Genomic DNA, 25,560 nt, shown 5'->3' on the forward strand with positions numbered 1-25,560 from the left:
CGCGTGGATGCCATTTTTAATGCGTCAGTATCCAGTGGATGCCGCGTGCCATGCGCAGGTCAGTTTGGGTAAAGTGATTGCCGGGGTTGAGCTCCAGCGTTGTTGGAATGTCACGCTCGATAAACAGCTCTTCCATCGCGCGCGTATCGTCGAGTACGTGCCGCATCATGCGGTTGGGCGTCTTGGTTTCCTTTTTGCCGAGTGACAGATAGACGGCGTCGGGCGTAGCTGTCATCGTGCGCTCGCGCGCGTAGTCGATAAAGCCGGGGAACCACAGCGACCCCGATGCACTCGCCGCGCGCTCAAAGACATCTGTTTGCCAAAGTGCCCACAGTGCAAAAAGACCCGCCAACGAGTAGCCGGCAACGCCGCGCCAGGTGGGCGGTTGCGGGAGCGATGATTCGGCCTCTGGGATTATCTGCTTCAACAACTCGTCAAGAAAACCAGCGGCCTGTCCACCAAAGGGCTCGGCATCGCGCACGGTACCGTCGCATACCCAGGGGCTCAGCTCGCGATTCCAGTTGAGGCTGCCAATGCCGACAAGCGTGAAGGGCGGGCAGTTGAGCTCTCGGCAGCGTTCATAAACCTCCGTGCCGTCGCCCATGACCACGGGAAGATAGATGACTGGTGCGCTTTCGGCATGCTGTGCATGAACGGTTATCTGCTTTTGATGCGCTTCCATGACGGGCTTCTCTCGGCGTTGTGATATCGACGGCCCCCATTGTCGCACGCCGGCTCATGCAGGTTGGGCTAGACCAAAGACAATCTCGTGCATACCCTGCGGACGCATATGGAAAACGCCACCGCCGGAGGGGAGCTCGGCGGTGGCGTTGTTAAACGGTGCTGGGACTCGGGGCCTTCGCGGGAGCTGCCATGTGCGCAGAGGCGTCTAAGAGCGCTTGCGGCTCGCCATGGTGCCTGCGGCGATAGCGGCTGTTCCCGCAAGGACGGTTGCCACGATGGCCGCACCCGAGGTGTCGCCGGTTGCCGCGAGCACGCCGGTAGTCTTGGCTTTCGTGATTGAAGCCGCAACGGCCTTGGTCGGCTTTGAGCCCTCAGGCTTGGGGTTCTGCTTGGACTCCGCGGGCTTGCTTTCTGCGGGCTTGGTCTCGTCGGGCTTGGGGTCTTCCGGCTTGGCTACCTCGGGAGGTGCGATGACCATGCTCTTGGCGACAGCTTCGTTATAGGGGGAGTCGATCACAGCGTCGCCCGTGCCGATGGCTTGGCCTGCCTCGTAGATGCCGTCACGGAGCTTGCGATAGTCAATGACCTTGCCGCCTTCGGGCGTCTGGATGGCGGCGTTCTCAATCTTGATGGTGCCGATTGTCTTGCCGTCAGCGCTCATGGCACGGGCAAAGATTGCCGCTGTATCTCCTTCGGCCGTTACTTTGCTGCGGATGATCGAGATGACTGCGGGTGTGACGCCCTCGCTGGTCTGGGCGATGATGCCGATGTTCTCGCCTTGGGGCTCGGGGCTCGTCTCACCATCTTGGTTTTCGCTGTAGGGGATGGGGCCGTCGCCGTTCTCGACATAGCGGGCTATGGCCTTGACAACGGAGTCGCTGATGTAGATGTGGCCACCCTCCTCGTTGGGTCGATCGTTTCTGGTGGAGAATGCAGCCGAAACCTCGCCTTCCGCAAACGCGTCCACGGTGGAGCCGTTCTTGACGACGATATCGTCTTGGTAGGTGAAGAGGGCAATGGCGCCACCGTATCTGCCTTTACTTGTGCGGACTGTCACGTTTGCATGATCGAGTGTGATGCCCTTGTGGGCATAGACGCCATACTCAACACCGTTTGCGTTGAGGGAGGCGTTTGTGGTTGCGAGGCTGCCCTTGGCCTCGACGGCGGCGTCTTTCTCGGAGCTCGCCTTGACCTGGCTGCCGTCCGAGATATTGATGTTGCCGCCGCTCCAAATGGCCTCACCATCGGCTGAGCTTGCCTCGACTGTGCCGCCACCCTTGATGGTGAGGTTCTTGTCGGTTCCGATACCCTTGTCCTTGGTAGCCCTGGCGGTGACGGCCCCGCTGTCGTCAATCGTGATATTGCCGTTTGCCCTGATGCCATCCGATACGCCCGTGGCGTTGACGTTGCCCGAACCTTTGATAGCGAGATCGCCCTCGGCGTCGATGGCATCAAACCCAGCGCTCGTGGCGTTGACGGATCCGGCTCCGTCGATGTTGATATTACCCGTGGAGAGGATAGCGTCCTCAGTAGATGTCACGCTGAGCGTGCTGCCCGCGTCGCCTTGGATATTGAGCTCGGCGTTCTCATTATTGCCATGAGAAGCCTTGATGCCTTCGATCCAGTCGGCAGTGACGATGTTGTTTCCCGAGTAATTCACGTTGAGCTTGCCTGCGGCCTGGATCTCGCCGCCGTTATAGTTGTTGAGCTTCAAGTCGTCGGCGCCGTCCCACGACCAGGTGCCGGTCTCGTCGCCCGCCGCAGTGCCGGCGTTGTATTTGGTTTCGCCGACCTTGACCCATTCCGCCGCGAGCGAGACGCTCGGCATGAGCAGCGAGCTCACCGTGAGCGCGCACACGGCGCCTACGACGATGCGGCGCGTCACGCGGCGCCAGCTGCCGTGCGCGAGTCCTATGCGACGGCGAACGTCGGGTTCGGCAACATGGGTTCCGGCGGTAGTGTCATTGCGTTTGGGGGTCGTGAACAAGGCTGCCATGGTTGCTCCCGTTCTCATAGGGCCTATACGGCTAGATTCAGCGTATCTGCTGGATGTTGCCGGCGGTAGTGCCGTTTGGAGGGCAAAATGGCCAAAATGGGGGAGAAATAGGCCGCACGCCGGCGCAGGGACCGACGCTAAAAGAAAAGCGCGGGGCCGCATGGCGACTCCGCGCTTTATTGTTCAGCTTTTGCAGCCTTGCCCTTACGCTACGAAGAAGTAGACGGGGAAGGCAAGAGCCGCGATCCACCCGTCCTGTGCGAAAAAGTGTTTACGAGCGTTTGCGACTCGCCAGGGCGCCTGCGGCGATGGCGGCTGTTCCCGCAAGGGCGGCTGCCACGATGGCTGCGTTCGAGGTGTCGCCGGTTGCCGCGAGCTTGCCGACGGTCTTGGTTCCCTTGGCTGCAACTGCAACGGTCTTGGTTGTCTTCGTGCCCTCGGACTTGGAACCCTCTGGCTTGGTCTTGCCGTGCTTTTCCTCGGGCTTGGTCTCCTCGGGAGGCACGATGACCGTGCTCTTGGCGACTGCTTCGTTGTAGGGGGAGTCGATCACGGCGTCGCCCGTGCCGATGGTTTGACCCGCCTCGTAGACGATGCCGTCGCTGAGTTCTTCCTTGTTGCGATAGTCAATGACCTTGCCGCCTTCAGGCGTCTGGATGGTGGCTCCTTCGATTTCGATGGTGCCGATCGCCTTGCCGTCCGCGCTCATGGCAAGGGCGAAGATTGCCGCCGTGTCTCCCTCGGCCGTGACCCTGCTGCGGACGATCGAGATGGTCGCGGGCGTGATGCCCTCGCTGGTCTGCGCGAAGATGCCGATGTTCAGGCCCTCGGACTCAGGGATGATTTCGTCGTTTTGGTCTCCACTGTAGTGGTCGGGGCCGTCGCCGCTGGTCTCGGCATAGCGGACTATGGCCTTGACAACGGAGTCGCTGATGTAGATATGGCCACCCGCTTCGTCGGAGTAGAAATTACTGGTGGAGATTGCAACCGAGAACCTGCCTTCTGCGAGCGCATCCACAGTCGAGCCGTTCTTGATGACGATGTCGTCCTCATCGGTGAAGAGTGCGCTGACTTCCCCGCCATCTGAGCTTGCGCGGATCGTCACGGTCGCGCCATCGAGCGTGATGCCCTTGTAGACATAGATGCCATACCCAACGCCACTTGCGTTGAGGGAAGCGTTCGTGACCGTGAGGCTGTTTTTACCGTCGATGGCGGCGTCTTCCTCGGAGCTTGCCTTGACCTGGCTGCCACCCGAGATCTCGATACTGCCGTCGGCCCAAATCGCATTGTCCTCGATAGAGCTTGCCTCTACCTTGCCGCCGCCCTTTATGATGAGGTTCTCGTTAGCATCGATACCCTGATCCTCGGTGGCCTTGGCGGTGACGGTTCCGCTGTTGTCGATCGTGATGTTGCCGTCGGCCCTGATGCCATCCGAATCGCCCGTGGCGTTAACGTTTCCCGAGCCCTTGATGGTGACATCGCCCCCGGCATCGATGGCATCGTGCTCGGTGCTCGTGGCGTTGACAGTGCCAGCGCCGTCGATGTTGATGTTGCCGACGGAAGTGATGGCGTCACGAGAAGATGTCACGTTGAGCGTGCTGGACGCGTCGCCCTGAATATTAAGCTCGGCGTTCTCGTTCGCGCCATCCTTAACCTTGATGCCGCGGCCGTTGTCGTTAGTGACGGTGTTGTTGCCCTCGTAGCTCACGTTGAGCTTGCCCGCTGCCTCGATCGCGCCGCCGTTATAGCCGTTGAGCTTCATGTCGTCGGCGCCGTCCCAGCTCCAGGTGCCGGCGGCGTCGCCCGCCGCGGTGCCGGCGTTGTATTGGGTGCCGCCGACGTCCACCCACTCGGCCGCGAGCGAGACGCTCGGCATGAGCAGCGAACTTACCGTGAGCGCGCATACGGCGCCTACAACGATGCGGCGTGTCACGCGGCGCCAGCTGCCGTGTGCGAGCAGCGTGCGACGGCGCACGTCGGGCTCGACAAAATGGGCTCCAGAGGTTTTGTCATTGCGCTTGGGGGTCGTGAACAAGGCGGCCATGGTTACTCCCATCCTCATAGGGCCTATGCGATTACGCCCAGCATATCTGCAGGATGTAGCCGGCGGTAGTGCCGTTTGGAGAGCAAAACGTCCAAAACTTGCGAAGCAATACATCGCGCGTCCGTGTGGCGCCTGGCTTTAAAAGCAAAGCGCGGAGCCGCTCGATGCGACTCCGCGCTTTGCTGTTTGGTATTGCGAATCTTGCGCCTACGCTACAAAGAAGTAGACGAGGAAGGCAAGGGCTGCGATCCACATGAGCGGCTTGATCTTGGATGCCTCGCCCTTAAAGAGCGCGACGACCACGTAGGCGATAAAGCCCAGACCAATGCCGGCAGAGATGGAGTAGGTGAAGGGCACGCCGGCGACAATCATGAACGCCGGGAAGCCCTGCGACACGTCGGACCAGTCGATCTCGGAGGCCTCGCTCATCATGAGGTAGCCGACGTAGACCAGAGCACCGCAGGTGGCGGCGCTGGAAACGATGGTGACGATGGGGGAGAAGAACGCGGCGAGAATGAACAGCACGCCGGTGGTGACGGAGGTGAGGCCCGTGCGGCCACCGTCGGCAGCGCCAGAGGTGGACTCGATGAAGGTGGTGATGGAGGAGACGCCCATAAAGCCACCGGCAGCAGCGGCCACGGAGTCGACGACCAGGATGGGACGGATGTCCTCGACATTGCCGTCCTCGGTCAAGAACTCGCCCTGCTTGGCGACGGCCATCGCGGTGCCCATGGTGTCGAAGAAGTCGCTCATGAGCAGCGAGAAGGCAACGACGAGCAGCATCGGGTCGGTCAGGACCTTCACGATGGCAAGGTTGCCGTCGGCAGTGCTGGCAAACGGGGCGCCGAAGGTCGAGAAGTCGAGCGGTGCGATGAGGCCCTCGGGCGCATGGGTGACGCCCAGCGGGATTCCGGCGATAACGGCGACGATGATGCCGATGAGCAGCGAGCCCGGCACGTTGCGGGAAGCCAGGGCAACCGTCACGACGATGGAGATGATGCCGACGATAAAGGTGGGGGAGGCGATGTCGCCCAGGCCGACGAGCGTACCGGCGCCAGCGGTGATGATGCCGGCGTCGCACAGGCCGATCATGGCGATAAACAGGCCCAGACCCACCGAGATGGCGTGGCGCAGGACCACGGGGATGGCGTCCATGATGGCCTCGCGCAGGCCGCAAAGGACGAGCAGCAAGATGACGATACCCTCGAGGAAGATAACGCTCATGGCGACGTGCCAGTCACCGCCGCACATGGTGGTGGTGATGCCCGCGATCATGGCGTTGATGCCCAGGCCTGAAGCGCAGGCGAGCGGGCGGTTTGCGAAGATGCCCATGCAGATGGTCATGATGCCGGCGCCCAGGCAGGTGGCGCAGGCGAGCGCTCCCGCATCAATGCCAGCGCCCGAGAGCACTGCGGGGTTGACGGCGATGATGTAGGCCATCGCCAGGAATGTTGTCAGTCCAGCGCGAAGTTCGGTCCCGATTGTGGACTTGCGCTCACTGACGTGAAAAAGTTCGTCCATGCATACCCTTTCCTTGTTCGGCCCCGAGTTTAGGCCGATTGACACGAACTCATTTACTATATCGCCTTTACAACCTTGCTGTTCCTCGCATGTTGATGTTCGGCGCTTTGTAACAGACGGACGGTATTTATCGCATGAAAATGTGTGGGTACCGTATACTTAAGCGGTTACAACGACCCCTATGGAGGAACGTATGATTAAAGAGCTTTGCCACGACGAGGCTATCCTGTCCCAGCGTTGCGAGGTTGCGACCGTCGAGGACGAGTCGGTTGCTCAGGACCTGATCGATACCATCAAGTCGCTCGATGATGCCGGCTGCTTGGCCGCCAACCAGATCGGCGTTACCAAGAAGGTCTGCGTCTACCTGGACGACGCCGGCGAGCCCCACGTGCTCTACAACCCCCGTCTGGTGTTTGGCCTGGGCGCCAGCAAGATGGAGGAGAGCTGCCTGACGCACGAGGAGGTCACCAAGTCCACGCGCTATATCAAGTGCAAGGTTGCCTTTGACCAGATCGTCGATGGCAAGATGCGCGAGCGCAAGCAGGACTTTGTGGGCTTCGAGGCGCAGATGGTCCAGCATATGATCGACCACTGTCTTGGAAAGTTGGTCTAAGGGGACCAAAGCACCGCACTTCGTCTCTTTTGGTCCGGGCGTGACATTGTTGTCATGTCCGGGCTTTTGTGTTTAGCGCCTTTTTGTTTGGTGACAATAACCTTAGCAGGACCGTAAAGCTAGGAGGCGCTATGTGCACGAGCATTCGATTTACCGATAATTCTGGCCACATGTATCTGGGCCGCAACCTCGACTGGAGCTTTGACTACGGCCAACAGGTTCGCGTGATGCCGCGCGGGTTCCACATTCCGTATTCGTTTATCGACGATGCGTCGGCGGCACACGCGGTAATCGGCATGTGCATCGATTACAAGAACTATCCCATGTTTTTCGACTGTGGTAACGATGCGGGTCTGGCTGTGGCGGGGCTCAACTTTCCCGGCTATGCCGAGTATGCCGAGGGGCCGGTTGATGGCAAGACCAATATCGCGGCCTACGAGTTTCCCCTGTGGGTGGCGGCGACGTTCTCGACGGTCGACGAGGCCGAGGCTGCGCTGCGCGATACGGTGATTGTCGCCAAATCTGCCGGCGAGGGCCTGGGCGTGTCGCTGCTCCATTGGATTATCGGCGACAGCCAGCGCAGTATCGTGGTCGAGATGATGGCCGACGGCCTGCATGTATACGACGACCCGGTCGATACCCTTGCCAACCAGCCGACTTTCCCGTGGCATATGGAAAACCTGCGCACCTATATCACCGCCACCAGCGATTTTCCGCAGACGGCGACATGGCGCGCCGCCGAGCTCAAGCCTTATGGCGCTGGTGCCGGCATGCGCGGTATTCCGGGCGATTGCTATTCGCCGAGCCGTTTTGTAAAGGCTGCCTACCTCAATGCCAATTACCCGCAAAAGGGCAGCGAGGCCGAAAACGTCGTCCGCATGTTCCGTTCGCTCGAGGGCGTGGCGATGATCGAGGGAGCGTCCAAGATGGGCGACGGCAAGTTCGAGAAGACCATCTACACCGGATGCTTTAGCGCGCGTACGGGCAATTATTACTACGCGACCTACGATGACCCATCGATTCGCTACGTGAGCCTGATGGATGCCGAGGGCGCGAGCCCCGATAGGCTCGTGGTTCCCGAGCCGCGTCGTTCGTAGCCCATAGCTTTACTGCAATGCAAAATGGCCCTGCACCTCACGGGAGATGCAGGGCCACTGCGACCTGGGCTTTATCCCGCATGCGCCCCGAGAAAATGTCCCTTAAGCGCGCGCTGCCTGGGCGATACCAGCCTTGGTGCTTGCGCGTTTGCCGGCGAGTTCGCAAAAGACCGCGCCGCCGATGATGAGCGCGGCGCCCATCAGGCGGACCGGCGTTATGCCTTCGCTCAAAAGGATGGCGGAGAACACAACGGCCGAAAGCGGCTCGAGGTAGCCGACAACCGCGACGGTCTGCACGGGCAGCCTGGCGACGGCGCTAAAGTAAAGCAGGCAGCCGACGCCGGTGTTGACGACGCCGAGCATAGCGACGGCACGCCAATCGATGCTTGCGGCGATACCGGGGGAAAAGAACGAGGGGGCGCCTTGGGTGACGAGCGTGAGGACCAGCGCGGTCACAAAGGCGGCGCTCACCTGGAGTGCAGAGTTCTCGAGGCCTTCGATGTGTGGCGCGCCTTTGCTGGCGATGACCATCAACGCGTAGCAGAAGGCCGAGGCAATGCCACAGACGATGCCCGCAATGGGCATGTTGCCGCCGAGACCCTGCGCTGCAACGAGAAAAGCGCCGCAGGCGACGGCGATAAAGCCGGCGATTTTGCCCCCGGTCAGTTTTTCGCCAAAGATAAACGGCGAGAGGGCCATGACGATGATGGGGCCGCAGTAGTACAGCAGCGAGGATACGCCGACGCCGATCGTCTGATAGGCGCGGAACAGAAAAATCCAGCTGGCGCCCAACGCAGCTCCCGAGAGGATCAAGGCCACAGCTTCGCGAGGGCGGGATGGCGCCTGCAGTTTATGGCGTTGGGTGATGGCGAGGATGGTGACAAGCGAGAAGGCTCCCAGAAAGGTGCGCAGCAGCACGATATCGGAGCTCGGCAGCGCGATGGCCGCGGCAATGATGCCGTTGGAGCCAAACAACAACAATGCTGCTAAATACGTAATCAGTCCGTTGTTCATGCGCAGCCGCCCCTTTCATATCCCTGCATGTTCACTATGGGTGAGGTTGCCTTAGAAGAAAAGCGAATATAATGCATGGATAACATGACAAAACATCATGCAAAGGCGGAGGCGTGTCGTGGAAACGAATATTCAAAAGATGCAGGTGCTGCTCGAGACAGTGCGCGCCGGAAGCTTTACGCGCGCCGCCGAGCGCCTGAGCTATTCGCAATCGGGCGTGAGCCGCATGGTGGCCGACCTCGAGGCCGACTGGGGCTTTAAGGTGCTCGACCGCAGCCGCGAGGGCGTGACGCTTTCTGCCGACGGGCGGCAGGTCATGCCGGCTGTCGAGGCGCTCTGCGAGGAATTCATTCGCTTGCAGCGGCGTGTGGATGAGATGCGTGGGCTCATGCGTGGCAAAATCTGCATCGGTACGTTTTCGAGCGTGGCGACCCACGTACTGCCGCCGGTGATTGCGCGTTTTCGCGCCGATTATCCAGACGTCGATTACGAGTTGCTGATGGGCGACTATTCAGAGATTGAACAATGGGTGGCGCAGGGCCGCTGCGATCTGGGCTTTATCCCGCATGAGCCCCGAGAAAATGGCATGACATCGCGATCTTTGGTGCGCGACGAGTTGATGGCGGTGGTGCCGACAGACTCTCTGCTTGCTAGTGAGGGGGCCGTCTCGCTTGCCGACTTGGCCAACGAGCAGTTTATTCTGCTGGAACGCGGCACCGATGACGAGATTACGCCGCTGTTCCGTCGGGCGGGGCTGACAGTGCGCTCAAAACTGTCGACCTGGGATGACTATGCGATTATGGCCATGGTCGAGGACGGCTTGGGCGTGAGCATCCTTCCGGCGCTCATCTTGCGGCGCTGCCAGTTCAATGTCGCCATTCGTCCGCTCGAGGGACGTCCCCATCGGCAGATTAACGCCATATATCGAACGGCCGACGTTTCGCTTGCTGCTGCTCGATTCCTTGAATACCTCTAAACGCGTGCACGTTATTGTCCGCTTTGGGCAAATCTCGGAGTTCGGTACGTTTTCTTATGAAATTGAACTTTCGAATGAGGTACGGCGCTATACTGCTTGCTAAATTGAACCTTGGTTCAATTCGTGTCCTATAAATTGAACTTTGCCAGCAAGGAGGTTCCTGTGGCCCAAGAGACGTTTAGCGATCGCCTGCGACAGACTATGTCCGATCGCGACGTTCGCCAGTCGGACGTGATCCGCGCATCGGAGATGCTCGGCAAAAAACTCGGCAAGAGTCAGATGAGCCAATATGTGAGCGGCAAGACGATCCCGCGGCGTGATGTGGCAGAGCTGCTCGCCCGTATTTTGGAGGTCGATGTTACCTGGCTGCTCGCCGGTGACGCCGATCAAGGCGAGACGTCCTCGTCCCATAACGTTGCCAAATCCGAACCTAGTCCTTCAGCTCAAATTCCAAGGAGCACCACCATGCGTACTTTTTCTAAATCCACCAAGCTCGAGAACGTCCTGTATGACGTGCGCGGTCCCGTCGTCGACGAGGCTGCCCGTATGGAGGACGAGGGCGAGCGCATCCTCAAGCTCAATATCGGTAATCCGGCGCCCTTTGGTTTCCGCACGCCCGATGAGGTCATTAAGGATATGCGCCAGCAGCTGCCCGACTGCGAAGGCTATTCCAACTCGCGCGGACTGTTCTCCGCGCGCAAGGCGATCATGCAGTACTCGCAGATCAAGGGCCTGCCCAATGTTCAGATGGAGCACATCTACACGGGCAACGGCGTGTCCGAACTCATTCAGCTTTCGATGAACGCGCTGCTCGATAACGGTGACGAGATTCTGATTCCCAGCCCCGATTATCCGCTGTGGACGGCGTGCGCAACCCTTGCCGGTGGACATCCCGTGCACTATCTGTGCGACGAGCAGGCCGATTGGTATCCCGACCTGGCCGATATGGAGTCCAAGATCACGAGCGCGACCAAGGCCCTCGTCATCATCAACCCCAACAACCCCACGGGTTCCGTCTATCCGCGCGAGGCGCTCGAGGGTATCGTCGAGGTTGCACGCAGGCATCAGCTGATGATCTTTGCTGATGAGATCTACGACCGCCTGTGCATGGACGGCTACGAGCACGTCTCGATTGCCTCGCTCGCTCCCGACCTGCCCTGCGTCACCTTTAGCGGCCTTTCCAAGTCGCACATGATTGCGGGCTATCGTATTGGCTGGATGGTGCTTTCGGGCAACCAGCGCTGCATGAGCGACTTTATTATGGGCATCAACATGCTCTCGAACATGCGCCTGTGCTCCAACGTGCCGGCTCAGTCAATCGTCCAGACGGCGCTCGGCGGACACCAGTCCGTCAACGACTACATCCGTCCCGGCGGTCGTGTGTATGAGCAGCGCAACTTTGTGTACGAGGCACTCAGCAAGATCGATGGCATCTCGGTGGTCAAGCCGCGTGCGGCGTTCTATATCTTCCCCAAGATGGATGTGAAGAAGTTTAACATCACAGATGACGAGCAGTTCGCCCTCGACCTGCTGCACGAGAAGAAGATTCTCATTACGCGCGGCGGCGGCTTTAACTGGGGCGAGCCCGACCATTTCCGCATCGTGTACCTGCCGCGTATGGAAGTGCTCAAAGAGTCGCTCGAGGACCTCGCCGACTTCTTCGATCATTACCGCCAGAGCTAATTAGTTCCGCCGTTCTACCGAACGGCGGACCACTTGACGCTGCGCGAGCCGCATTCACGCCAATCTGACGTTCAATTTCGAGGGCGCGACCAGAAGGTCAGCGCCCTCTCATTTCACGTCACCTTGGCGCAAATGCGGCTCGCTCGCTGTCGTGTGCTCAACCTGCATCGTTACCCTGGCTGTCTAAATAACAATCCCGTTGCAGTGGTCGATTTCGTGCTGGATAATCTCGGCGGTGTAGCCCGAGAAGTTTTTGATGCGGTGGACGAAGTTCTCGTCCAAATACTCCACCTTAATGCGGCGGTAGCGGGTACAGGGGCGCTCACCGATCAACGAGAGGCATCCTTCGCTCGTCTGATAGGCATTGACCTGTTCAAGAATTTGAGGGTTGTACATCAGCAGCGTCCTGTTGCCGTCCTTTACGCAGATGATGCGCTTGCGCACGCCGATCATGTTGGCGGCGAGGCCCACGCACTCGTGCTCATGCTCAAGGAGCGTATCCAGGAGGTCCTGCCCGGTCGCGGCATCGTCGGGTCCCGCGTCTTCGGAAGGCAGACGCAAAAAGAACTCGGATTTCATGATGGGCTTAATCATGGCGGGCTCCTCATGTCTCATGCTTTCGTGGACTTTCAATAATAGCGCGGAAGGAAAGCAGCGCGTCCGCGTTACAATCTTTCGACGTTGGACCATGTTGCCAGATTCGTCGTGTTGCGGCATTTGGCGTAAGTCTAGGGCTCATTCTCGCCCTGGACGGTTCCTCCGGGGCGATGCGACGGTCGTTCCAAGAGGAAGGAAATGCATGGGGAACAAATCTCAGCAACAAGTTAGGGCAACGCCATCGGGCACTTCGGCGTTTCTCGTCGTCATGTATATCGCAGCCTTTGTTGCCGCGTTTAACGAGAACATCATTAACGTGGCGCTGCACGACATTATGGCGGCCTTTTCGGTGAGTGCCACCACGGCGCAGTGGCTTGTTTCGGGCTACATGATCGTGACGTCGATCTTTACGGCCATCATGGCCTTTCTGTCTGGTCGTTTTTCGACGCGTAAGCTGCTGTTTTTCGCATGTGGATGCCTGGTCGCCGGAGAAGTCCTGTGCTTGGTCGCCCCAACGTTTACCGTCTTGCTGCCAAGTCGCATTTTGCAGGCTGCGGGATCGGGCATCTTGTTTCCGCTCATGATGAACGTGGTGCTGTCTTGTGCTCCGCGCGAGAAGCTTGGCCTGTATCTGAGCCTGGGCGGTGCCTGCATCACGTTGGGACCGGCGTTTGGCCCCGTAATCAGCGGTCTTATGTGCACGTTGTTTGGCTGGAGGGCTGTGTTCGTAGTGCCGCTGGTGGCCGGTGTTGTGGTCGCTGCGGCGGCAGCAAAGCTCGTTCGAAATGTCGGAGAGCGCCTGGATGTTTCGCTCGATATCCTGTCGGTTATTTTGCTCGCCGCCGGCATTACGGCGTTCGTGTATTCCGTAGGAGAGTTCTCGACCAATGTGATGGCCGGTATCGTGGCGCTTTTCGCCGCTGTTGTGGTGCTCGGCCTGTTTGCGGTTCGTCAGCTCAAGCTCGAGCATCCGGTGCTTAACGTGCGTCCCATGGCGAGCGTTCGTTTTTGGCCTGCATGCCTGCTTGTGGTGGTGTCGATGATGACGACGTTCTCGATGAGCGTTTTGTTGCCGCTCTATTTTGAGGGCGCATACGGCATGACGGCTCATGTTGCTGGCTTGCTCATTTTGCCGGCGATTGCCTGCAACGCTGTGACCTCGATTGTGGGCGGACGCGTGATGGATGCCCGTGGCGCGTGGCCGCTGCTGCCGGTCGGCTTTGCCCTGATTGCTGTGGGACAGGCTGCAATTTCGATGACCGCGGCAAGCATGAACATTGGTATTGTCGTGGCGCTGACTGTTGTGGTGTATGCCGGTGTCGGTTTGGTGCTGAGCCCCTCGCAGACGGCCGGCCTGGAGACGTTGCCCGCCGCTGAGCATCCTCACGGAACGGCATTGCTCAACACGTGGAACATGATTGCCGCGTCGTTTGGCCCGTCCCTGTTTATCGGCCTGCTCTCGAGTTCTGCGGCGGTTGCCGGCGCCGCTGGCGTTGCGGCGGACGTTGCCCAGGCGATCGGATTTGCGGCTGCCGTGCGCGTAGCGGCCGTGATTGCCGTGGCCGGGTTCGCGGTGTCGCTGGTGTACGCCCGCCGCGAGTCGCACATGTCGCATTAATGTGTGCACATAGATTCTGCAGCTAGATTGGATGGCGACACCATAAACTAATGGACGTTTTGCCGAGAGGCATGAATGTTTAAAGCGCAAAGAGTGCGCGACGGGCCCCGCGAATGGGGCGATGATGCCCGAGAGGGCCAAGAAGGAGTCTCATGTCTGAGAACGAAGAGATCATGAACGAGACCGAGAACGAGACCATGGCTGCCGAGGTCGAGGCAGTCGAGACCGTGGAGACCGAAGCTGCCGAGGTTGAGGCTGCTGACGAGGTTTCCGCCGAGGAGGAGGCCGAGGTTGTCGAGGCCGCCGCTGATTACGATGACGAAGAGCTGATGGACAAGATGCAGAAGGCCGCCCGCCTGCTGCGCAGCCGTCGCTTTGCTATTTCCAAGGAGGAGGAGGCCAAGGCTGAGCGCATGGCGAACATCGAGCGCGCCATCAAGCTTCTTGACCTCAAGCCCAAGATGGAGCAGAAGGAGATGTCCGACCTGCTGGGCATGCGCCTTCGTGAGCTCGATGGCCTGATGGCCGAGGCCGAGGCTGCCGATCTGGTCGGCCGCATCGACGACGCCGAGGGCGATATGCGCAAGATCGTCGTCTTCGCTGCCGAGGATGCCGCTGAGGGCCTGGTCGAGCTTGCCAACAAGAAGGAGAAGCTCCTGCCTGAGCTTTCTTACGAGGAGGCCACCGAGCTGATGGCCGCTCTCGATAAGGTTATCGCTCCGCTCGTCGCCATGGGCCTGGACGAGGACCGCGGTCCTCGCGGCGGCCGTGACGAGCGCGGTGGCCGTGGCGGCGACCGTGGCGGTCGCGGCGGCTTTGGCGATCGCGGTGGCCGTGGTGGTGACCGCGGCGGTCGCGGTGGCGATCGCGGTGGCCGTGGCGGCTTTGGCGACCGTGGCGGCGACCGTGGCGGTCGCGGCGGCTTTGGTGGCAACCGTGGTGGCTATGGCGATCGCGGTGGCAACCGTGGCGGCTTCGGCGGCAACCGTGGTAACGACCGCGGCGGTCGCGGTGGCGATCGCGGCGGCCGCAACGGTGGCGGCTTCCGCGGCAACCGCTTTTAGGGGTTACGCGGTTCTACGAACCGCGTAACTAGTTGACGCTGCGCGCCACCCAGGGCGACAATTTGTCATTCAAAAGGCAAGGCATGACCAGAAGGTCTATGCCTTGCCTTTTTCATGCCAACTTGTTCGCCCTGGGCGGCGCTCGCTGGCGTTGCCAAAACATCGGCGTTGCCATGATCCAAGGTAGTCATTGGGGACGTTCTTAAACGACTACATAGCATGAGAGTGGATAATCTCCCGGTTTGAGCCTGCATTCAAGCTCAAAGTGGGAGATTATCCACTCTCATTTGTTATGTGTCCGAAAATCCACGCTCGTTTCTACTCTGTCTACATTTGTAGGAACAATTCGTGGAGGCGGGTGTCTTCATCGAGTTCGGGGTGGAAGGTTACGCCGAGCTGGTTGCCCTGGCGGGCAGCGACGATGCAGCCATCGACTTCGGCCAGGGCCTTGGCGTCGCCGTGGACCTCGACGATGCGGGGTGCGCGGATAAACGTCAGCGGCGCTTCACCGTCGATGCCGGCTACTTGCCCTTTGGTTCGAAAGCTGCCGAGCTGCCTGCCGTAGGCATTGCGCTCGACAAGTACATCCATGGTTGCCAAACGCGGCGTGCCCTTATCGTCATGGGCGGCAAGGTCGCGCGCCAGCAGAATCAGGCCGGCGCAGGTGCCCAGGACGGGCATGCCTTCAGCGATACGGGCGCGAAGCTCCTCGAGCATGCCCAGCTCATCAAGCAGCTTCCCTTGAACGGTGGACTCGCCGCCGGGAAGTACCAGACGGTCAAAGTCCTGCATCAAATCAGCCGCCTGCCTCAGCTCAATACAACGTGCGCCCAGCTCGGATAGTCTTGTCTCGTGCTCGGCAAAAGCGCCTTGGACCGCCAGCACGGCGACCGTCTGGCCTGCATAATCGCTCATGTGAGATCCTTTCTGCTGGACTAGCGTCCGCGCTCCTCCATGATGATCTCGATCTCGTCAGCGTTGATACCGACCATGGCCTCGCCCAGGTCCTCAGAAAGCTCGGCAATGAGCTTGGCGTCGGTGAAGTTTGCCACAGCCTTAACGATGGCGGCGGCGCGTTTGGCGGGGTCGCCGCTCTTAAAGATGCCCGAGCCGACAAAGACGCCCTCGGCACCCAGCTGCATCATCAGCGCGGCGTCCGCGGGGGTTGCTACACCGCCGGCGGCAAAGTTCACCACGGGAAGCTTGCCCGTGGCATGGACCTCGCGCACAAGCTCGACTGGAACTTGCAGTTGCTTAGCTGCCTCAAAGAGCTCGTCATCGCGCAGAGCAGCAACGTCGCGGATTTGCTTTTGAATCTTGCGCATGTGGCGCACGGCTTGGACGACGTCGCCCGTGCCCGGCTCGCCCTTGGTGCGAATCATTGTGGCGCCCTCGGCAACACGGCGCAACGCTTCGCCCAGATCGCGGGCACCGCAGACAAACGGGACGTCAAACTGGGTCTTATCGATGTGGTAGACATCGTCGGCGGGGGAGAGAACCTCGGACTCATCGATGTAGTCGGTCTCGATGGCCTGAAGGACCTGCGCCTCGACGATGTGACCGATGCGGCACTTGGCCATGACGGGGATGGAGACGGCCTCTTGAATGCCCTTGATCATCTTGGGGTCACTCATGCGCGACACGCCGCCGGCGGCGCGGATGTCGGCCGGGATGCGCTCGAGAGCCATGACGGCGCAGGCGCCTGCCTCCTCGGCGATACGTGCCTGCTCGGGCGTGGTGACGTCCATGATGACGCCGCCCTTGAGCATCTGCGCGAGTTCGCGATTGAGTTTGACGCGATCTGCCTTGCTGGTCTGTTCTGCCATGGTTGCTCCCTTGGTTGGCATGTGCATTGCTTGACGGAAAATCCTATCGGGGAGCTGCGCATGGCAAAATACTCAGTTTTCGAGATAATAATAAGGTCAGCTTAATACCAGATTGAACAGCTCGATAAGGTCAGGTGACAAACTCATGCTTGACTACAATTTGGAAAAACGCGGCGAAGCATCGCTCTATGAGTATGTTTACCAGCAAATCCGAGATGATATCGTAGCTGGACGCATTACGGCGGGGGAGCATCTGCCGTCCAAGCGCGCCTTTGCCAGTCATCTGGGAATCAGTGTTATTACCATTGAGAATGCATATAGCCAGTTACTCGCTGAGGGCTATATTTGCTCAATGCCACGTCGTGGCTACTACGCTTGCGAGCTTCCGGATGCACCGGTTTTGGCTTCGGCTGCGGAGGGCATCGACCGAGATGCCGTCTCTGTGGGCCCCAGCGTGCATGATGTCAACGGACAGGTCGAGCGATTCGATGCGCTTTCTCCTTCTGCTTTGGAGGCGGCGCGGCTTTGGCAAAGCGCGCTACGGGCGACGCTGGCATCCGAGGACGAGCGCGAAATCTTTTCGCCCGCGCCGGCGCAGGGCACCGCTCGGCTGCGACGTGCGATTGCGCACCATCTACGCGGGACGAGGGGTATGAATGTCGACCCCAACAACATTGTTATCGGTGCGGGCGCCCAGCTGCTCGATACCATGTTGGTTCAGTTGCTTGGAGCCGACAAGGTGTATGCCGTTGAGGATCCGGGCTATCTGCGCCTGACGCGCATCTATCAGGCTATGGGTTGCGAAGTGCGTCATATCCCGTTGGACGGTGAAGGCGTGGACTTGAGTGCTCTGCAGAAAACCGGGGCGGATGTCCTTCACCTGATGCCGTCTCACCAATATCCGACCGGCCTTGTGACGAGCATTGCGCGTCGCTATGCCCTGCTGAGCTGGGCCGCCGAGCAGCCGGACCGGTATCTCATCGAAGATGACTTTGATTGTGAGTTTCGCCTTGCCGGCAAGCCGATTCCCGCGCTCGCGTCGATCGATGCCGCCCAATCGGTCATCTACACCAACACGTTTTCGAAGAGCCTTTCATCGGCGTTACGTTTGGCGTACATGGTGCTGCCCGATGAACTAATGGAGAGGTTTAAACGCAACCTTGGTTTCTACGCCTCGTCGGTAAGTTCTGTTGACCAGGTCGCTTTAGCGCGCTTGCTGGAATCGGGTGATTACGAGCGGCATGTGAACCGCGTGCGCGTGCGTGCTCGCGAGGCACGCGATGGCCTGGCAGCGCTTGTACGGAAAGCGTTTCCGGCAGGGGAGGTCTCGATCGAGCATGCAGACGCGGGCCTTTACTGTATCGTGGTTGCGGAGCGTGGAATGGGCGGAAGCACTTTTGCACGGGCCCTCACGCGCTCGAGCATCCCTTTTATCGATATCGGTGACTGTTTTTGGTGTGCCGATGGCGCATCTGTCCCTGAAAACTCAACTCAAATTCTTGTTCAGTATGACGATCTGAGTCCAAAAGTACTAACTACCTTGGAATTGCAGCTAATGGGGGGCACTCTGCAACCTAAGTGAGTAGACTTTTAGCACTTTGGCGACCAGGCAGTTTTGTAACAAGCTATCTACCTGCGGTTTTGAAAAGTAGGATGACCGGCCTGCTCGGGATGTTCAAAAAAAGTCTACTCACTTGCCGCGCAAAGCTCCTGCATGAGAAAAAAATGGGGTTTTCAACAGGGCTTCGTCCAGCTCTTGGCAAGCTTTTGGCCAGTTGGGGAGGGCTGTTGAAAACTTGGCAGTCCGTTCGGCGCCATTTTTGGTGCGTTCGCGCCAATGCGTGACTGACTGGGTTGAAATTCGTGATTTCCTGTGCCTATGAAAGATCTACTTTGTGACATATCGGCTTTTAGGTACTGGCGTTTGCCTCCTCAAGTCCGCGCTTTGTGTCCGCCTCTTCCACGACCGGAAGAAGACCGGCAGCGATATGATCTCGCCCGCAACCCGACGGCTGCGGTCGCGCTCGGTTTTCCGTTGTATACATTGGTTCGGACGAGAAACAAACGGACTTGTCCTGCCAGCATTAGGCAGCGGCTGTTTCTTGGTGAGCTTCCCAGGGAATCCGTGCTGGAAACGGAGCATGGGTTTTTGATTACGTCTCCTCTACTGACGGCATTCATCATGTTGCGGCATCTGACGGATCTTCAGCTTCTTTTGGTATTGGCGGAGGTGTGTGGCTTGTTTGCGGTGTGCGCCCTGCCGGCGGCACTTGAGGCGGAGCTTTCGCGTGCAATTGATTCGGGCGCGATTTCGACAACGTTCGGTTGGGTGCGCTGCCCGTCCGAGGACGGCACCGCCTCAAATTTATGGCGTCGAGACGCTTTGGTTTTGGGCGGAGACCTTGACCGTTTTTGTTCAGATGTTTGCGGGATGCGTTACGGCAATAGATTTATAGCGGTATCGCAACTCGTTCCATTGGGCGCCGCGTCGCCTTTTGAGGTCGAGGCGTATTTGCTACTTGCACTGCCGCGATCCCTGGGAGGCGAAGGTTTCTGCGGCATAGAGCTTAATGTTGAAGTGATGCTAAGCACAAGTGCTCGAGCGATTGTGGGAAAGTCCCGTGTGTATATCGACCTACTTCTTTCTTCGCCGGACGGCAGGCGACAGGTGGCCATTGAATGTCAGGGAAAGGCCTCGCACGGATGCGCAGGGGATGGCTTGCGTGACGCTGACCGCATGACGGCCCTTCAGGCCATGGGCTACGATGTACTTCTCCTGACACACAGACAGATATCCGATGAGGGTAGATTCCACGCGATCGTTAAGGCCGTATGCAGGATGCTCGATGCTGAATATCGTGATAAAAGCTCAGATGAGCAAAGGGCTGAGACATTACTCCGGTCTGAACTATTCGTTGACTGGACAAAATTGGGAGTAATTGACGGAAAGATGCCCGTTAGACACAAAACAGCTCGATCGTGGACGGCTGCGGTTCTAAGTGAGTAGGCTTTTGGCACTTTGGCGACCAGGCCGTTTTGAAACAAGTCATTTACCTGCGACTTTATAAAGCAATACGGATGGTCTGCTCGGCAAGTTTCGAAAAGTCTACTCACTTAGTTTTTGACGAGAAACCGATGCCGAAGATAGCTCTATTTCAGGGCGTTAACGAGTCCTCGAGACACAAAAAGGCCCGAACCAATACGGTCCGGGCCTTCTTCGAGCTAGAGGTTATGTCTCAGGCAGTTGGCTTAGCCAAAGTAGCGCTTGAGCAAGCCAGCGAAAGCCTTGCCGTGGCGAGCCTCGTCGCGAGCCATCTCGTGCACGGTGTCGTGGATGGCATCGAGGCCAGCGGCCTTGGCGCGCTTGGCAAGATCGGTCTTGCCGGCGGTGGCGCCGTTCTCGGCCTCAACGCGCATCTCGAGGTTCTTCTTGGTGGAGTCGGTCACGACCTCGCCCAGAAGCTCGGCGAACTTGGCGGCGTGCTCGGCCTCCTCGTGGGCAGCCTTCTCCCAGTACAGGCCGATCTCGGGATAGCCCTCGCGATGAGCGACGCGAGCCATGGCCAGGTACATACCGACCTCAGAGCACTCGCCCTCAAAGTTGGCGCGCAGATCGGCAACGATGTCCTCGGAGACGCCCTCCATCTTGGCGACGCCCACGACGTGCTCGGCAGCCCACTCGAGCTGGCCCTCCTCCTGCTTCAGGAAGCGAGAGCCGGGAACGCCGCACTGGGGGCACTTGAAGTCCTCGGGCAGCTGGTCGCCGTCGAACTCTTCCACATAACCGCAAACGGGGCAAACAAACTTCATGATTCGATCCTTTCGATCGATGGCGATGGTGCGCTCGTCCGGTCCCGTAAGGGCCCTCTCCGGACGTGCGTCTTGACGAGTTCTATTATCCATAAATGAGACCGAATGTGAAGCCTATTAGGAATGATTTTTAATAAAACAATTTAAGCATGTGTAGATGTTGATTGATTAACGATTGCTAGACCTCGTGCGACCTCCGATGAGTACAATCGGTCGAGCAAATGTTGACCAATCAACAAATGAAGGAGCTTCCTTTATGCATCTAGCCCGCCGCGCCTGGTGCCGAACGTATCAAACGGTTTTTCGCATCGCATTGCCGGTACTGCCCTATACCGAGCCACGCATTTTAGAGCACGCTGAGGAAGTGCCCGCAGTGCTTCAAAAGCGTTCAATACAGCATGTTCTTATCGTGACAGATCCCGGCATTGCCCGTCTGGGGCTCACGGCACCGCTCGAGACAGCGCTCGCGTCCAAGGGAATTAGCGCTGCGGTCTATGCCGAGACACGTGCGAACCCCACGGTCTCAAACGTGGAGGAAGCGGCATCCCTGTATCGAGAGGGCGCCTGCCAGGCCATTATCGGTTTTGGCGGCGGCTCGGCCATGGACTGCGCCAAGGGCGTGGGAGCACGCGTCGCGCAGCCAAACAAGCCCATCAACAAGATGCGCGGCCTGCTGCGTGTCCATCGTCGCCTGCCGCTGCTCATCGCCGTTCCCACCACGGCGGGCACGGGAAGCGAGGTCACGCTTGCAGCGGTAATTACCGACGACGAGACGCACTACAAGTACCCCATCAACGACTTTGTGCTGATCCCGCGCTGTGCGGTGCACGACCCCGAGTTTACGCGCGTCCTGCCCGCCTCCATTACGGGGCAGACGGGTATGGATGCCCTGACGCATGCCGTCGAGGCCTTTATCGGCCGTAGCACCACGCCCTACACGCGCAAGATGGCGCGCCAGGCGGTGCAGCTCATCCACGACAATTTGCTCGAGGCCTATGAGCATGGCGACGACATGCGTGCGCGTCGCAATATGCTTTCGGCTGCGCATAAGGCGGGCGTTGCGTTTACCCGCTCCTATGTCGGATATGTGCATGCCATCGCGCACAGTCTGGGCGGCCGATACGGAGTTCCGCACGGTTTGGCCAACGCGATCATCCTGCCGCACATGCTTCGTGCCTATGGCGAAGCCGCTGCTCCTAAACTCGCCGACCTCGCCCGCATGGCCGGTATCGCGCCGGCTAACGCGCGGGACAGCTTGGCGGCCGAAGCCTTTATCGACTGGGTCGACCGCATGAATGCCGCCTTGGGCATACCCAAATATGTGACGGGCATTCGCCGCTCCGATATTCCACAAATGGCGGCCCATGCCGATGCCGAGGCCAATCCCCTGTACCCCGTTCCGCTTTTAATGGACCGTTTGGAGCTCGAGCATATGTACGAGGTCGTTGCGGGTGGTATGTTTGAAGACGAGAACTAGGAGGGCCCATGAACACCGAGGAAATCGCGCGTATCGTTGCCGATCAGCGCGCCTATTTTAAGACGCACGCCACGTTTGATGTCGATGCTCGACGTCGTGCGCTCGTGAGTTTACGCGATGCGGTGCGGGCCCACGAGGCCGATATTGCCCATGCGCTCAAGACCGATTTGGGAAAGTCGCATGACGAGGCGTATATGTGCGAGATCGGCACCTCGCTTTCCGAGATTCGTTATCAGATTGCGCATGTGGCTCGATGGGGTCGCTCGCGCCTGCGTCCGTGTGACCTCGCCAACGCCGTGAGTGTGTGCAAGACGCAGTCCGTGCCCTATGGCGTCACACTCATCATGGCTCCGTGGAACTACCCGTTTTTACTGACGCTCGAGCCACTCGCCGGCGCCCTTGCCGCGGGCAATACCGTGGTCATCAAGCCGAGTGCCTATGCTCCGGCATCGAGCGCGGTGCTCAAGCAAATCTGTGAAGAGGCATTTGATCCGCGCTTGGTGACGGTCGTCGAAGGCGGGCGTGCCGAAAACGAAGCGTTGCTCGATGAGTGCTGGGACAAGATCTTCTTTACCGGTAGCGTTCCGGTCGGCAAGCTCGTCATGGAGCGTGCAAGTAAAAACCTCACACCCGTGACGCTTGAGCTGGGCGGAAAGAGTCCCTGCATCGTGGATGCGACGGCTAACTTGAAGGTCGCGGCACGCCGTATCGCCTTTGGTAAATGGCTCAACGTGGGGCAGACCTGCGTGGCGCCCGACTACCTGCTGGTCGATACGCGCGTGCACGACGAGCTGCTGGGTCTCATCAAGGAGGAGGCCCGCCGTATGTTTGGAGAGCATCCGCTCGATAACGAGGATTACGGGCATATCGTCAACGCCAAGCATTTTGCGCGCGTGCGCGGGCTGATCGATCCCGATAAGGTCGTGCTGGGAGGTACCGCGCGCGAGACTTCGCTCAAGATCGAGCCGACGATTTTGGATGGCGTGTCCCCCGATGACGCCGTAATGCAGGAGGAGATTTTCGGCCCCATCTTGCCGGTGCTGACGTTTGAGAGCCTAGACGAGGCCGAGACGTTTATTACGGATCGTCCGACGCCGCTGGCCCTGTATATCTTTAGCCAGGACCGTGAGGTTCAGCAGCGCTTTGTGCGTTACGTGCCCTTTGGTGGTGGCTGTGTTAATGACACCATTATGCATTTGGCCACGAGCCATATGGGCTTTGGCGGCATGGGGGCGAGCGGTATGGGACAGTACCATGGACGCGAGAGCTTCGATACGTTTAGCCACAAGAAGAGCATCGTGAACAAGACAACGTGGCTGGACGTGCCGTTCCGCTATGCCCCTTACGCAAGCTGGAAGCACAAGTTCGTGCGCATGTTTGTGCATTAGAATCAGATGACATAGGGATAAACAAAGTGGCCGCCCCCGCGTAAGCGAAGACGGCCATTTCTCACGATGAAAACGTGTATCGGAGTTGGCAAGACCCGCTGCCACGGGTGCCATCCGTGTTCCCATCTTATCTGCAAGCGTCCCGTCGCGCAAGCGTTGCGGCAAGCGATTGAAAGACACGGACGGGGTGAATTTGTGTCCGCACGAACCCGTAGACTTCTCAACTATGTGGTGGATACTCGCTAATCGGTGATGGAGGCGGTCATGTTTGATGACGATGACCTGTTCGATCTGGTAGGCGATCCGTTTGAGTGGGATTTGCTGCTCGATGACGATGAGTTGGAGCAGGACCGCAAAAAGCAAAAGGATAAGAACGCCCGGGGTAAAGGTTCGAATAAAAAGGACAAGCGTCGCCGAGGTCTGTTCGGCGGGCTCTTTGGGTGACTGTCTCATCGTCGCGTCTGTATACTAAACAGGTCTTATACGCGTTGCGAAATGAGGACAGAGACGATGATGTGGTTTACCGCCGACCTGCACCTGGGCGATACGAATATCTTGCACGACATGGATCGACCGTTTGACTCGGTCGAGGAGATGAACCGCCGTGTCATCGATGCCATCAACGAGTGCGTGGCTGTGGACGACCGCCTTTATGTCCTGGGAGACTTTACGTATCGATTGCCCCTGGCGGAAGCGGTGCGCCTGCGCGAGCGCATCGAATGCCAGAACGTAACGCTCATCCGCGGTAACCATGACGGCGACTGGGAAGATCCAGACGCGCCGCACATTTGGGATGAGGTGCGCGATTATCTGGAGGTCGCCCCCGGTTACGCTAAGGGCCATCGCCTGGTAATGAGCCATTACCCCATGCTCAGCTGGAACGGCAAGGCGCGTGGCGCCATCATGTTGCACGGGCATATCCACAGCAGGGGAGACCGCACCAACGCGCGCAACCGCGATCGCGAGCGCCCCATCTTTCGCTATGATGTCGGCCTCGATGCCAACGAGTACAAGCCCGTAAGCCGTGACCAAATCCTAGGCTTCTTTGGACTGTAGCTGTAAGTGCAGGTAGAATGAACGCGCCGCGCGGATGGTCTGTGCGGCGCGTTTCAGTAGGAGCGATGAATCCATGAGGGCTATCCAGCGCATTAACCATAACGCTGCCATCTGCGAAGACGGCGCGGGGCGTCAGCTTATCGCGCTGGGTCGTGGTATCGGCTTTGGCGATATGCCGCGTGAGGTCGACCTGGATGTCATCACGCGTACCTTTTACGGCATTGATTCAAAGTACCTGGCGTTTATCGATGAGGTCGATCCCGAGGTGCTGGAGTTTTCTGCTCAGCTGGCTGATATCGCGACCGGACAGCTTTCGTACGAATTGAGTCCTAACCTTCCCATTACATTGGCAGACCATATTCAGTTTGCCATTAAGCGTGCCCGCGAACACATGGTGGTGTCGTTGCCGCTTGAGCGCGATCTTGAGCAGCTGCATCCCATCGAATGCCGCTTGGGCGAGCTGGCTGTTCGCGGTATCCAGAAGAGCTTTCATGTGCGCATGCCCCGAAGCGAGGCCGCGGGCATTGCCATGTCGATTGTCAACGCATCGGTTAAGCCGAGCGAGCGGCGCGTGCTTGCCGAGCAGCACGAGGAGCGACTGCTCGATATGACGGTCGCGATTATTCAAGAAGAGTTGGGTGTGACGGTCGATCGCTCGTCGTTCGCCTTTGCCCGCTTTGCCACTCATGTGCGCTATCTGCTCGACCGCGTGGCAAAGAAAGAGCCGATCGATACCGAGAACTCCGGTCTTTACGACGTGCTCGTGGAGCAGTATCCGGCGGCATCGCGTTGCGCTCACCGTGTCGACGATCTGATTCAAGAGACCTTTGGCGAGCCATTGGCCCAAGAGGAGCTCGTCTATCTGATCATGCATGTGAATCGCGTGGCTTCTGTCCACTCGGATAAATAGGCTCTCTGGTATTTCCTTTCCGTCATGGCGACCGTTCGCGGGTCGTTTGCTACCGTTCGTCGGTAATCTGAGCCGCAACGAACGCATCTGCCGCATATACTCGCCGTGTGTTGGGTGTTACTCACGGCGCAGCTCCGAGAGGCACTACCGATTCTGCCGAGACCATAATTGGGTCTCTGTCGGTTG

Annotated in this window: 22 protein-coding genes; 13 read left to right on the top strand and 9 right to left on the bottom strand. The window is 59.1% G+C overall.

Annotated elements, in window-relative coordinates:
* Positions 1-16: 16 nt before the first annotated feature.
* From DW899_RS02570 to DW899_RS02585, 4 genes are all read right to left on the bottom strand, one after another.
* Positions 17-682, bottom strand: a complete 666-nt coding sequence (locus DW899_RS02570) for an alpha/beta hydrolase (RefSeq protein WP_117776047.1) — start codon at positions 680-682, stop codon at positions 17-19.
* A 207-nt stretch (positions 683-889) separates the two neighbouring features.
* Entirely contained in the window at positions 890-2,680 is a 1,791-nt protein-coding gene (locus DW899_RS02575) for a carbohydrate-binding domain-containing protein (RefSeq protein ID WP_158566553.1), read from the bottom strand.
* 271 nt (positions 2,681-2,951) lie between these two features.
* Positions 2,952-4,724, bottom strand: a complete 1,773-nt coding sequence (locus tag DW899_RS02580; protein WP_117799906.1) for a carbohydrate-binding domain-containing protein — start codon at positions 4,722-4,724, stop codon at positions 2,952-2,954.
* A gap of 207 nt (positions 4,725-4,931) precedes the next feature.
* Positions 4,932-6,245, bottom strand: a complete 1,314-nt coding sequence (locus DW899_RS02585; protein WP_117799907.1) for an NCS2 family permease — start codon at positions 6,243-6,245, stop codon at positions 4,932-4,934.
* 193 nt (positions 6,246-6,438) lie between these two features.
* Between DW899_RS02585 and DW899_RS02590 the strand changes: the two genes are divergently transcribed.
* Both DW899_RS02590 and bsh read left to right on the top strand, forming a co-directional pair.
* Positions 6,439-6,858, top strand: a complete 420-nt coding sequence (locus DW899_RS02590; protein ID WP_117563534.1) for a peptide deformylase — start codon at positions 6,439-6,441, stop codon at positions 6,856-6,858.
* 131 nt (positions 6,859-6,989) lie between these two features.
* Entirely contained in the window at positions 6,990-7,955 is a 966-nt protein-coding gene (gene bsh, locus DW899_RS02595; protein WP_117799908.1) for a choloylglycine hydrolase, read from the top strand.
* A 102-nt stretch (positions 7,956-8,057) separates the two neighbouring features.
* Here bsh and DW899_RS02600 read toward each other — a convergent pair whose 3' ends face one another.
* A complete protein-coding gene (locus DW899_RS02600) occupies positions 8,058-8,969 on the bottom strand; it encodes a DMT family transporter (RefSeq protein WP_117799909.1) in 912 nt (303 codons plus the stop codon).
* Positions 8,970-9,087: 118 nt separating this feature from the next.
* On the opposite strand from DW899_RS02600, the gene DW899_RS02605 reads away from it, so the two are divergent.
* Entirely contained in the window at positions 9,088-9,945 is an 858-nt protein-coding gene (locus tag DW899_RS02605) for a LysR family transcriptional regulator (protein WP_233539876.1), read from the top strand.
* Between the two features lie 201 nt (positions 9,946-10,146).
* The gene (locus DW899_RS02610) at positions 10,147-11,628 is read left to right on the top strand and encodes an aminotransferase class I/II-fold pyridoxal phosphate-dependent enzyme (protein WP_117799950.1); all 1,482 of its coding nucleotides are present in this window, start codon (positions 10,147-10,149) and stop codon (positions 11,626-11,628) included.
* Positions 11,629-11,811: 183 nt separating this feature from the next.
* On the opposite strand, the gene DW899_RS02615 is transcribed toward DW899_RS02610, so the two are convergent.
* Positions 11,812-12,222, bottom strand: a complete 411-nt coding sequence (locus tag DW899_RS02615; protein ID WP_117799911.1) for a peptide deformylase — start codon at positions 12,220-12,222, stop codon at positions 11,812-11,814.
* A gap of 205 nt (positions 12,223-12,427) precedes the next feature.
* On the opposite strand from DW899_RS02615, the gene DW899_RS02620 reads away from it, so the two are divergent.
* Positions 12,428-13,843 (top strand): MFS transporter, encoded by a 1,416-nt coding sequence (locus DW899_RS02620; protein WP_117799912.1) that lies wholly within the window; start codon positions 12,428-12,430, stop codon positions 13,841-13,843.
* A gap of 152 nt (positions 13,844-13,995) precedes the next feature.
* Positions 13,996-14,907: a hypothetical protein gene (locus DW899_RS02625; protein WP_117774394.1), complete on the top strand. Its 912-nt coding sequence runs from the start codon at positions 13,996-13,998 to the stop codon at positions 14,905-14,907.
* 327 nt (positions 14,908-15,234) lie between these two features.
* Here DW899_RS02625 and pdxT read toward each other — a convergent pair whose 3' ends face one another.
* Both pdxT and pdxS read right to left on the bottom strand, forming a co-directional pair.
* Complete coding sequence (gene pdxT, locus DW899_RS02630) at positions 15,235-15,822, bottom strand: pyridoxal 5'-phosphate synthase glutaminase subunit PdxT (RefSeq protein WP_117799913.1); 588 nt, start codon at positions 15,820-15,822, stop codon at positions 15,235-15,237.
* A gap of 20 nt (positions 15,823-15,842) precedes the next feature.
* Positions 15,843-16,733 carry a pyridoxal 5'-phosphate synthase lyase subunit PdxS gene (gene pdxS / locus DW899_RS02635; RefSeq protein WP_117799914.1) on the bottom strand — a complete coding sequence of 297 codons (891 nt, stop codon included), beginning with the start codon at positions 16,731-16,733 and terminating at the stop codon, positions 15,843-15,845.
* Between the two features lie 145 nt (positions 16,734-16,878).
* Here pdxS and DW899_RS02640 point away from each other — a divergent pair, with 145 nt between their 5' ends.
* Both DW899_RS02640 and DW899_RS02645 read left to right on the top strand, forming a co-directional pair.
* Positions 16,879-18,315: a PLP-dependent aminotransferase family protein gene (locus DW899_RS02640; RefSeq protein WP_117799915.1), complete on the top strand. Its 1,437-nt coding sequence runs from the start codon at positions 16,879-16,881 to the stop codon at positions 18,313-18,315.
* 543 nt (positions 18,316-18,858) lie between these two features.
* The gene (locus tag DW899_RS02645; RefSeq protein WP_117799916.1) at positions 18,859-19,740 is read left to right on the top strand and encodes a hypothetical protein; all 882 of its coding nucleotides are present in this window, start codon (positions 18,859-18,861) and stop codon (positions 19,738-19,740) included.
* Between the two features lie 242 nt (positions 19,741-19,982).
* Here the strand turns inward: DW899_RS02645 and DW899_RS02650 are convergent, their stop codons facing one another.
* Positions 19,983-20,546, bottom strand: coding sequence for a ferritin family protein (locus DW899_RS02650; protein ID WP_070097113.1), 564 nt, complete (start codon positions 20,544-20,546; stop codon positions 19,983-19,985).
* Between the two features lie 253 nt (positions 20,547-20,799).
* Between DW899_RS02650 and DW899_RS02655 the strand changes: the two genes are divergently transcribed.
* The 5 genes from DW899_RS02655 to DW899_RS02675 all read left to right on the top strand — a co-directional run bounded on the left by DW899_RS02655 (position 20,800) and on the right by DW899_RS02675 (position 25,374).
* Positions 20,800-22,020, top strand: coding sequence for an iron-containing alcohol dehydrogenase (locus DW899_RS02655; protein WP_117799917.1), 1,221 nt, complete (start codon positions 20,800-20,802; stop codon positions 22,018-22,020).
* Between the two features lie 8 nt (positions 22,021-22,028).
* Complete coding sequence (locus tag DW899_RS02660) at positions 22,029-23,408, top strand: aldehyde dehydrogenase (RefSeq protein ID WP_117799918.1); 1,380 nt, start codon at positions 22,029-22,031, stop codon at positions 23,406-23,408.
* 264 nt (positions 23,409-23,672) lie between these two features.
* A complete protein-coding gene (locus tag DW899_RS02665; RefSeq protein ID WP_117799919.1) occupies positions 23,673-23,852 on the top strand; it encodes a hypothetical protein in 180 nt (59 codons plus the stop codon).
* A 66-nt stretch (positions 23,853-23,918) separates the two neighbouring features.
* Positions 23,919-24,464, top strand: a complete 546-nt coding sequence (locus DW899_RS02670) for a metallophosphoesterase (RefSeq protein ID WP_233539878.1) — start codon at positions 23,919-23,921, stop codon at positions 24,462-24,464.
* 73 nt (positions 24,465-24,537) lie between these two features.
* On the top strand, positions 24,538-25,374 hold the full coding sequence (locus DW899_RS02675) for a PRD domain-containing protein (protein WP_158566554.1): 837 nt from the start codon (positions 24,538-24,540) through the stop codon (positions 25,372-25,374).
* Positions 25,375-25,560 lie beyond the last annotated feature (186 nt).

The sequence above is a fragment of the Collinsella sp. AM41-2BH genome, assembly GCF_003468085.1.
Lineage (GTDB): Bacteria > Actinomycetota > Coriobacteriia > Coriobacteriales > Coriobacteriaceae > Collinsella.

What these genes read in the sequence shown, in the direction of transcription:
- DW899_RS02600 (WP_117799909.1), bottom strand. Translation starts at nt 8,969, where the DNA reads ATGAACAACGGACTGATTACGTATTTAGCAGCATTGTTGTTGTTTGGC.
- DW899_RS02670 (WP_233539878.1), top strand. Translation starts at nt 23,919, where the DNA reads ATGATGTGGTTTACCGCCGACCTGCACCTGGGCGATACGAATATCTTG.
- DW899_RS02665 (WP_117799919.1), top strand. Translation starts at nt 23,673, where the DNA reads ATGTTTGATGACGATGACCTGTTCGATCTGGTAGGCGATCCGTTTGAG.
- DW899_RS02580 (WP_117799906.1), bottom strand. Translation starts at nt 4,724, where the DNA reads ATGGCCGCCTTGTTCACGACCCCCAAGCGCAATGACAAAACCTCTGGA.
- DW899_RS02620 (WP_117799912.1), top strand. Translation starts at nt 12,428, where the DNA reads ATGGGGAACAAATCTCAGCAACAAGTTAGGGCAACGCCATCGGGCACT.
- DW899_RS02655 (WP_117799917.1), top strand. Translation starts at nt 20,800, where the DNA reads ATGCATCTAGCCCGCCGCGCCTGGTGCCGAACGTATCAAACGGTTTTT.
- DW899_RS02640 (WP_117799915.1), top strand. Translation starts at nt 16,879, where the DNA reads ATGCTTGACTACAATTTGGAAAAACGCGGCGAAGCATCGCTCTATGAG.
- DW899_RS02615 (WP_117799911.1), bottom strand. Translation starts at nt 12,222, where the DNA reads ATGATTAAGCCCATCATGAAATCCGAGTTCTTTTTGCGTCTGCCTTCC.
- DW899_RS02660 (WP_117799918.1), top strand. Translation starts at nt 22,029, where the DNA reads ATGAACACCGAGGAAATCGCGCGTATCGTTGCCGATCAGCGCGCCTAT.
- DW899_RS02590 (WP_117563534.1), top strand. Translation starts at nt 6,439, where the DNA reads ATGATTAAAGAGCTTTGCCACGACGAGGCTATCCTGTCCCAGCGTTGC.
- pdxT (WP_117799913.1), bottom strand. Translation starts at nt 15,822, where the DNA reads ATGAGCGATTATGCAGGCCAGACGGTCGCCGTGCTGGCGGTCCAAGGC.
- DW899_RS02575 (WP_158566553.1), bottom strand. Translation starts at nt 2,680, where the DNA reads ATGGCAGCCTTGTTCACGACCCCCAAACGCAATGACACTACCGCCGGA.
- DW899_RS02585 (WP_117799907.1), bottom strand. Translation starts at nt 6,245, where the DNA reads ATGGACGAACTTTTTCACGTCAGTGAGCGCAAGTCCACAATCGGGACC.
- DW899_RS02675 (WP_158566554.1), top strand. Translation starts at nt 24,538, where the DNA reads ATGAGGGCTATCCAGCGCATTAACCATAACGCTGCCATCTGCGAAGAC.
- bsh (WP_117799908.1), top strand. Translation starts at nt 6,990, where the DNA reads ATGTGCACGAGCATTCGATTTACCGATAATTCTGGCCACATGTATCTG.
- DW899_RS02570 (WP_117776047.1), bottom strand. Translation starts at nt 682, where the DNA reads ATGGAAGCGCATCAAAAGCAGATAACCGTTCATGCACAGCATGCCGAA.
- DW899_RS02610 (WP_117799950.1), top strand. Translation starts at nt 10,147, where the DNA reads ATGTCCGATCGCGACGTTCGCCAGTCGGACGTGATCCGCGCATCGGAG.
- pdxS (WP_117799914.1), bottom strand. Translation starts at nt 16,733, where the DNA reads ATGGCAGAACAGACCAGCAAGGCAGATCGCGTCAAACTCAATCGCGAA.
- DW899_RS02625 (WP_117774394.1), top strand. Translation starts at nt 13,996, where the DNA reads ATGTCTGAGAACGAAGAGATCATGAACGAGACCGAGAACGAGACCATG.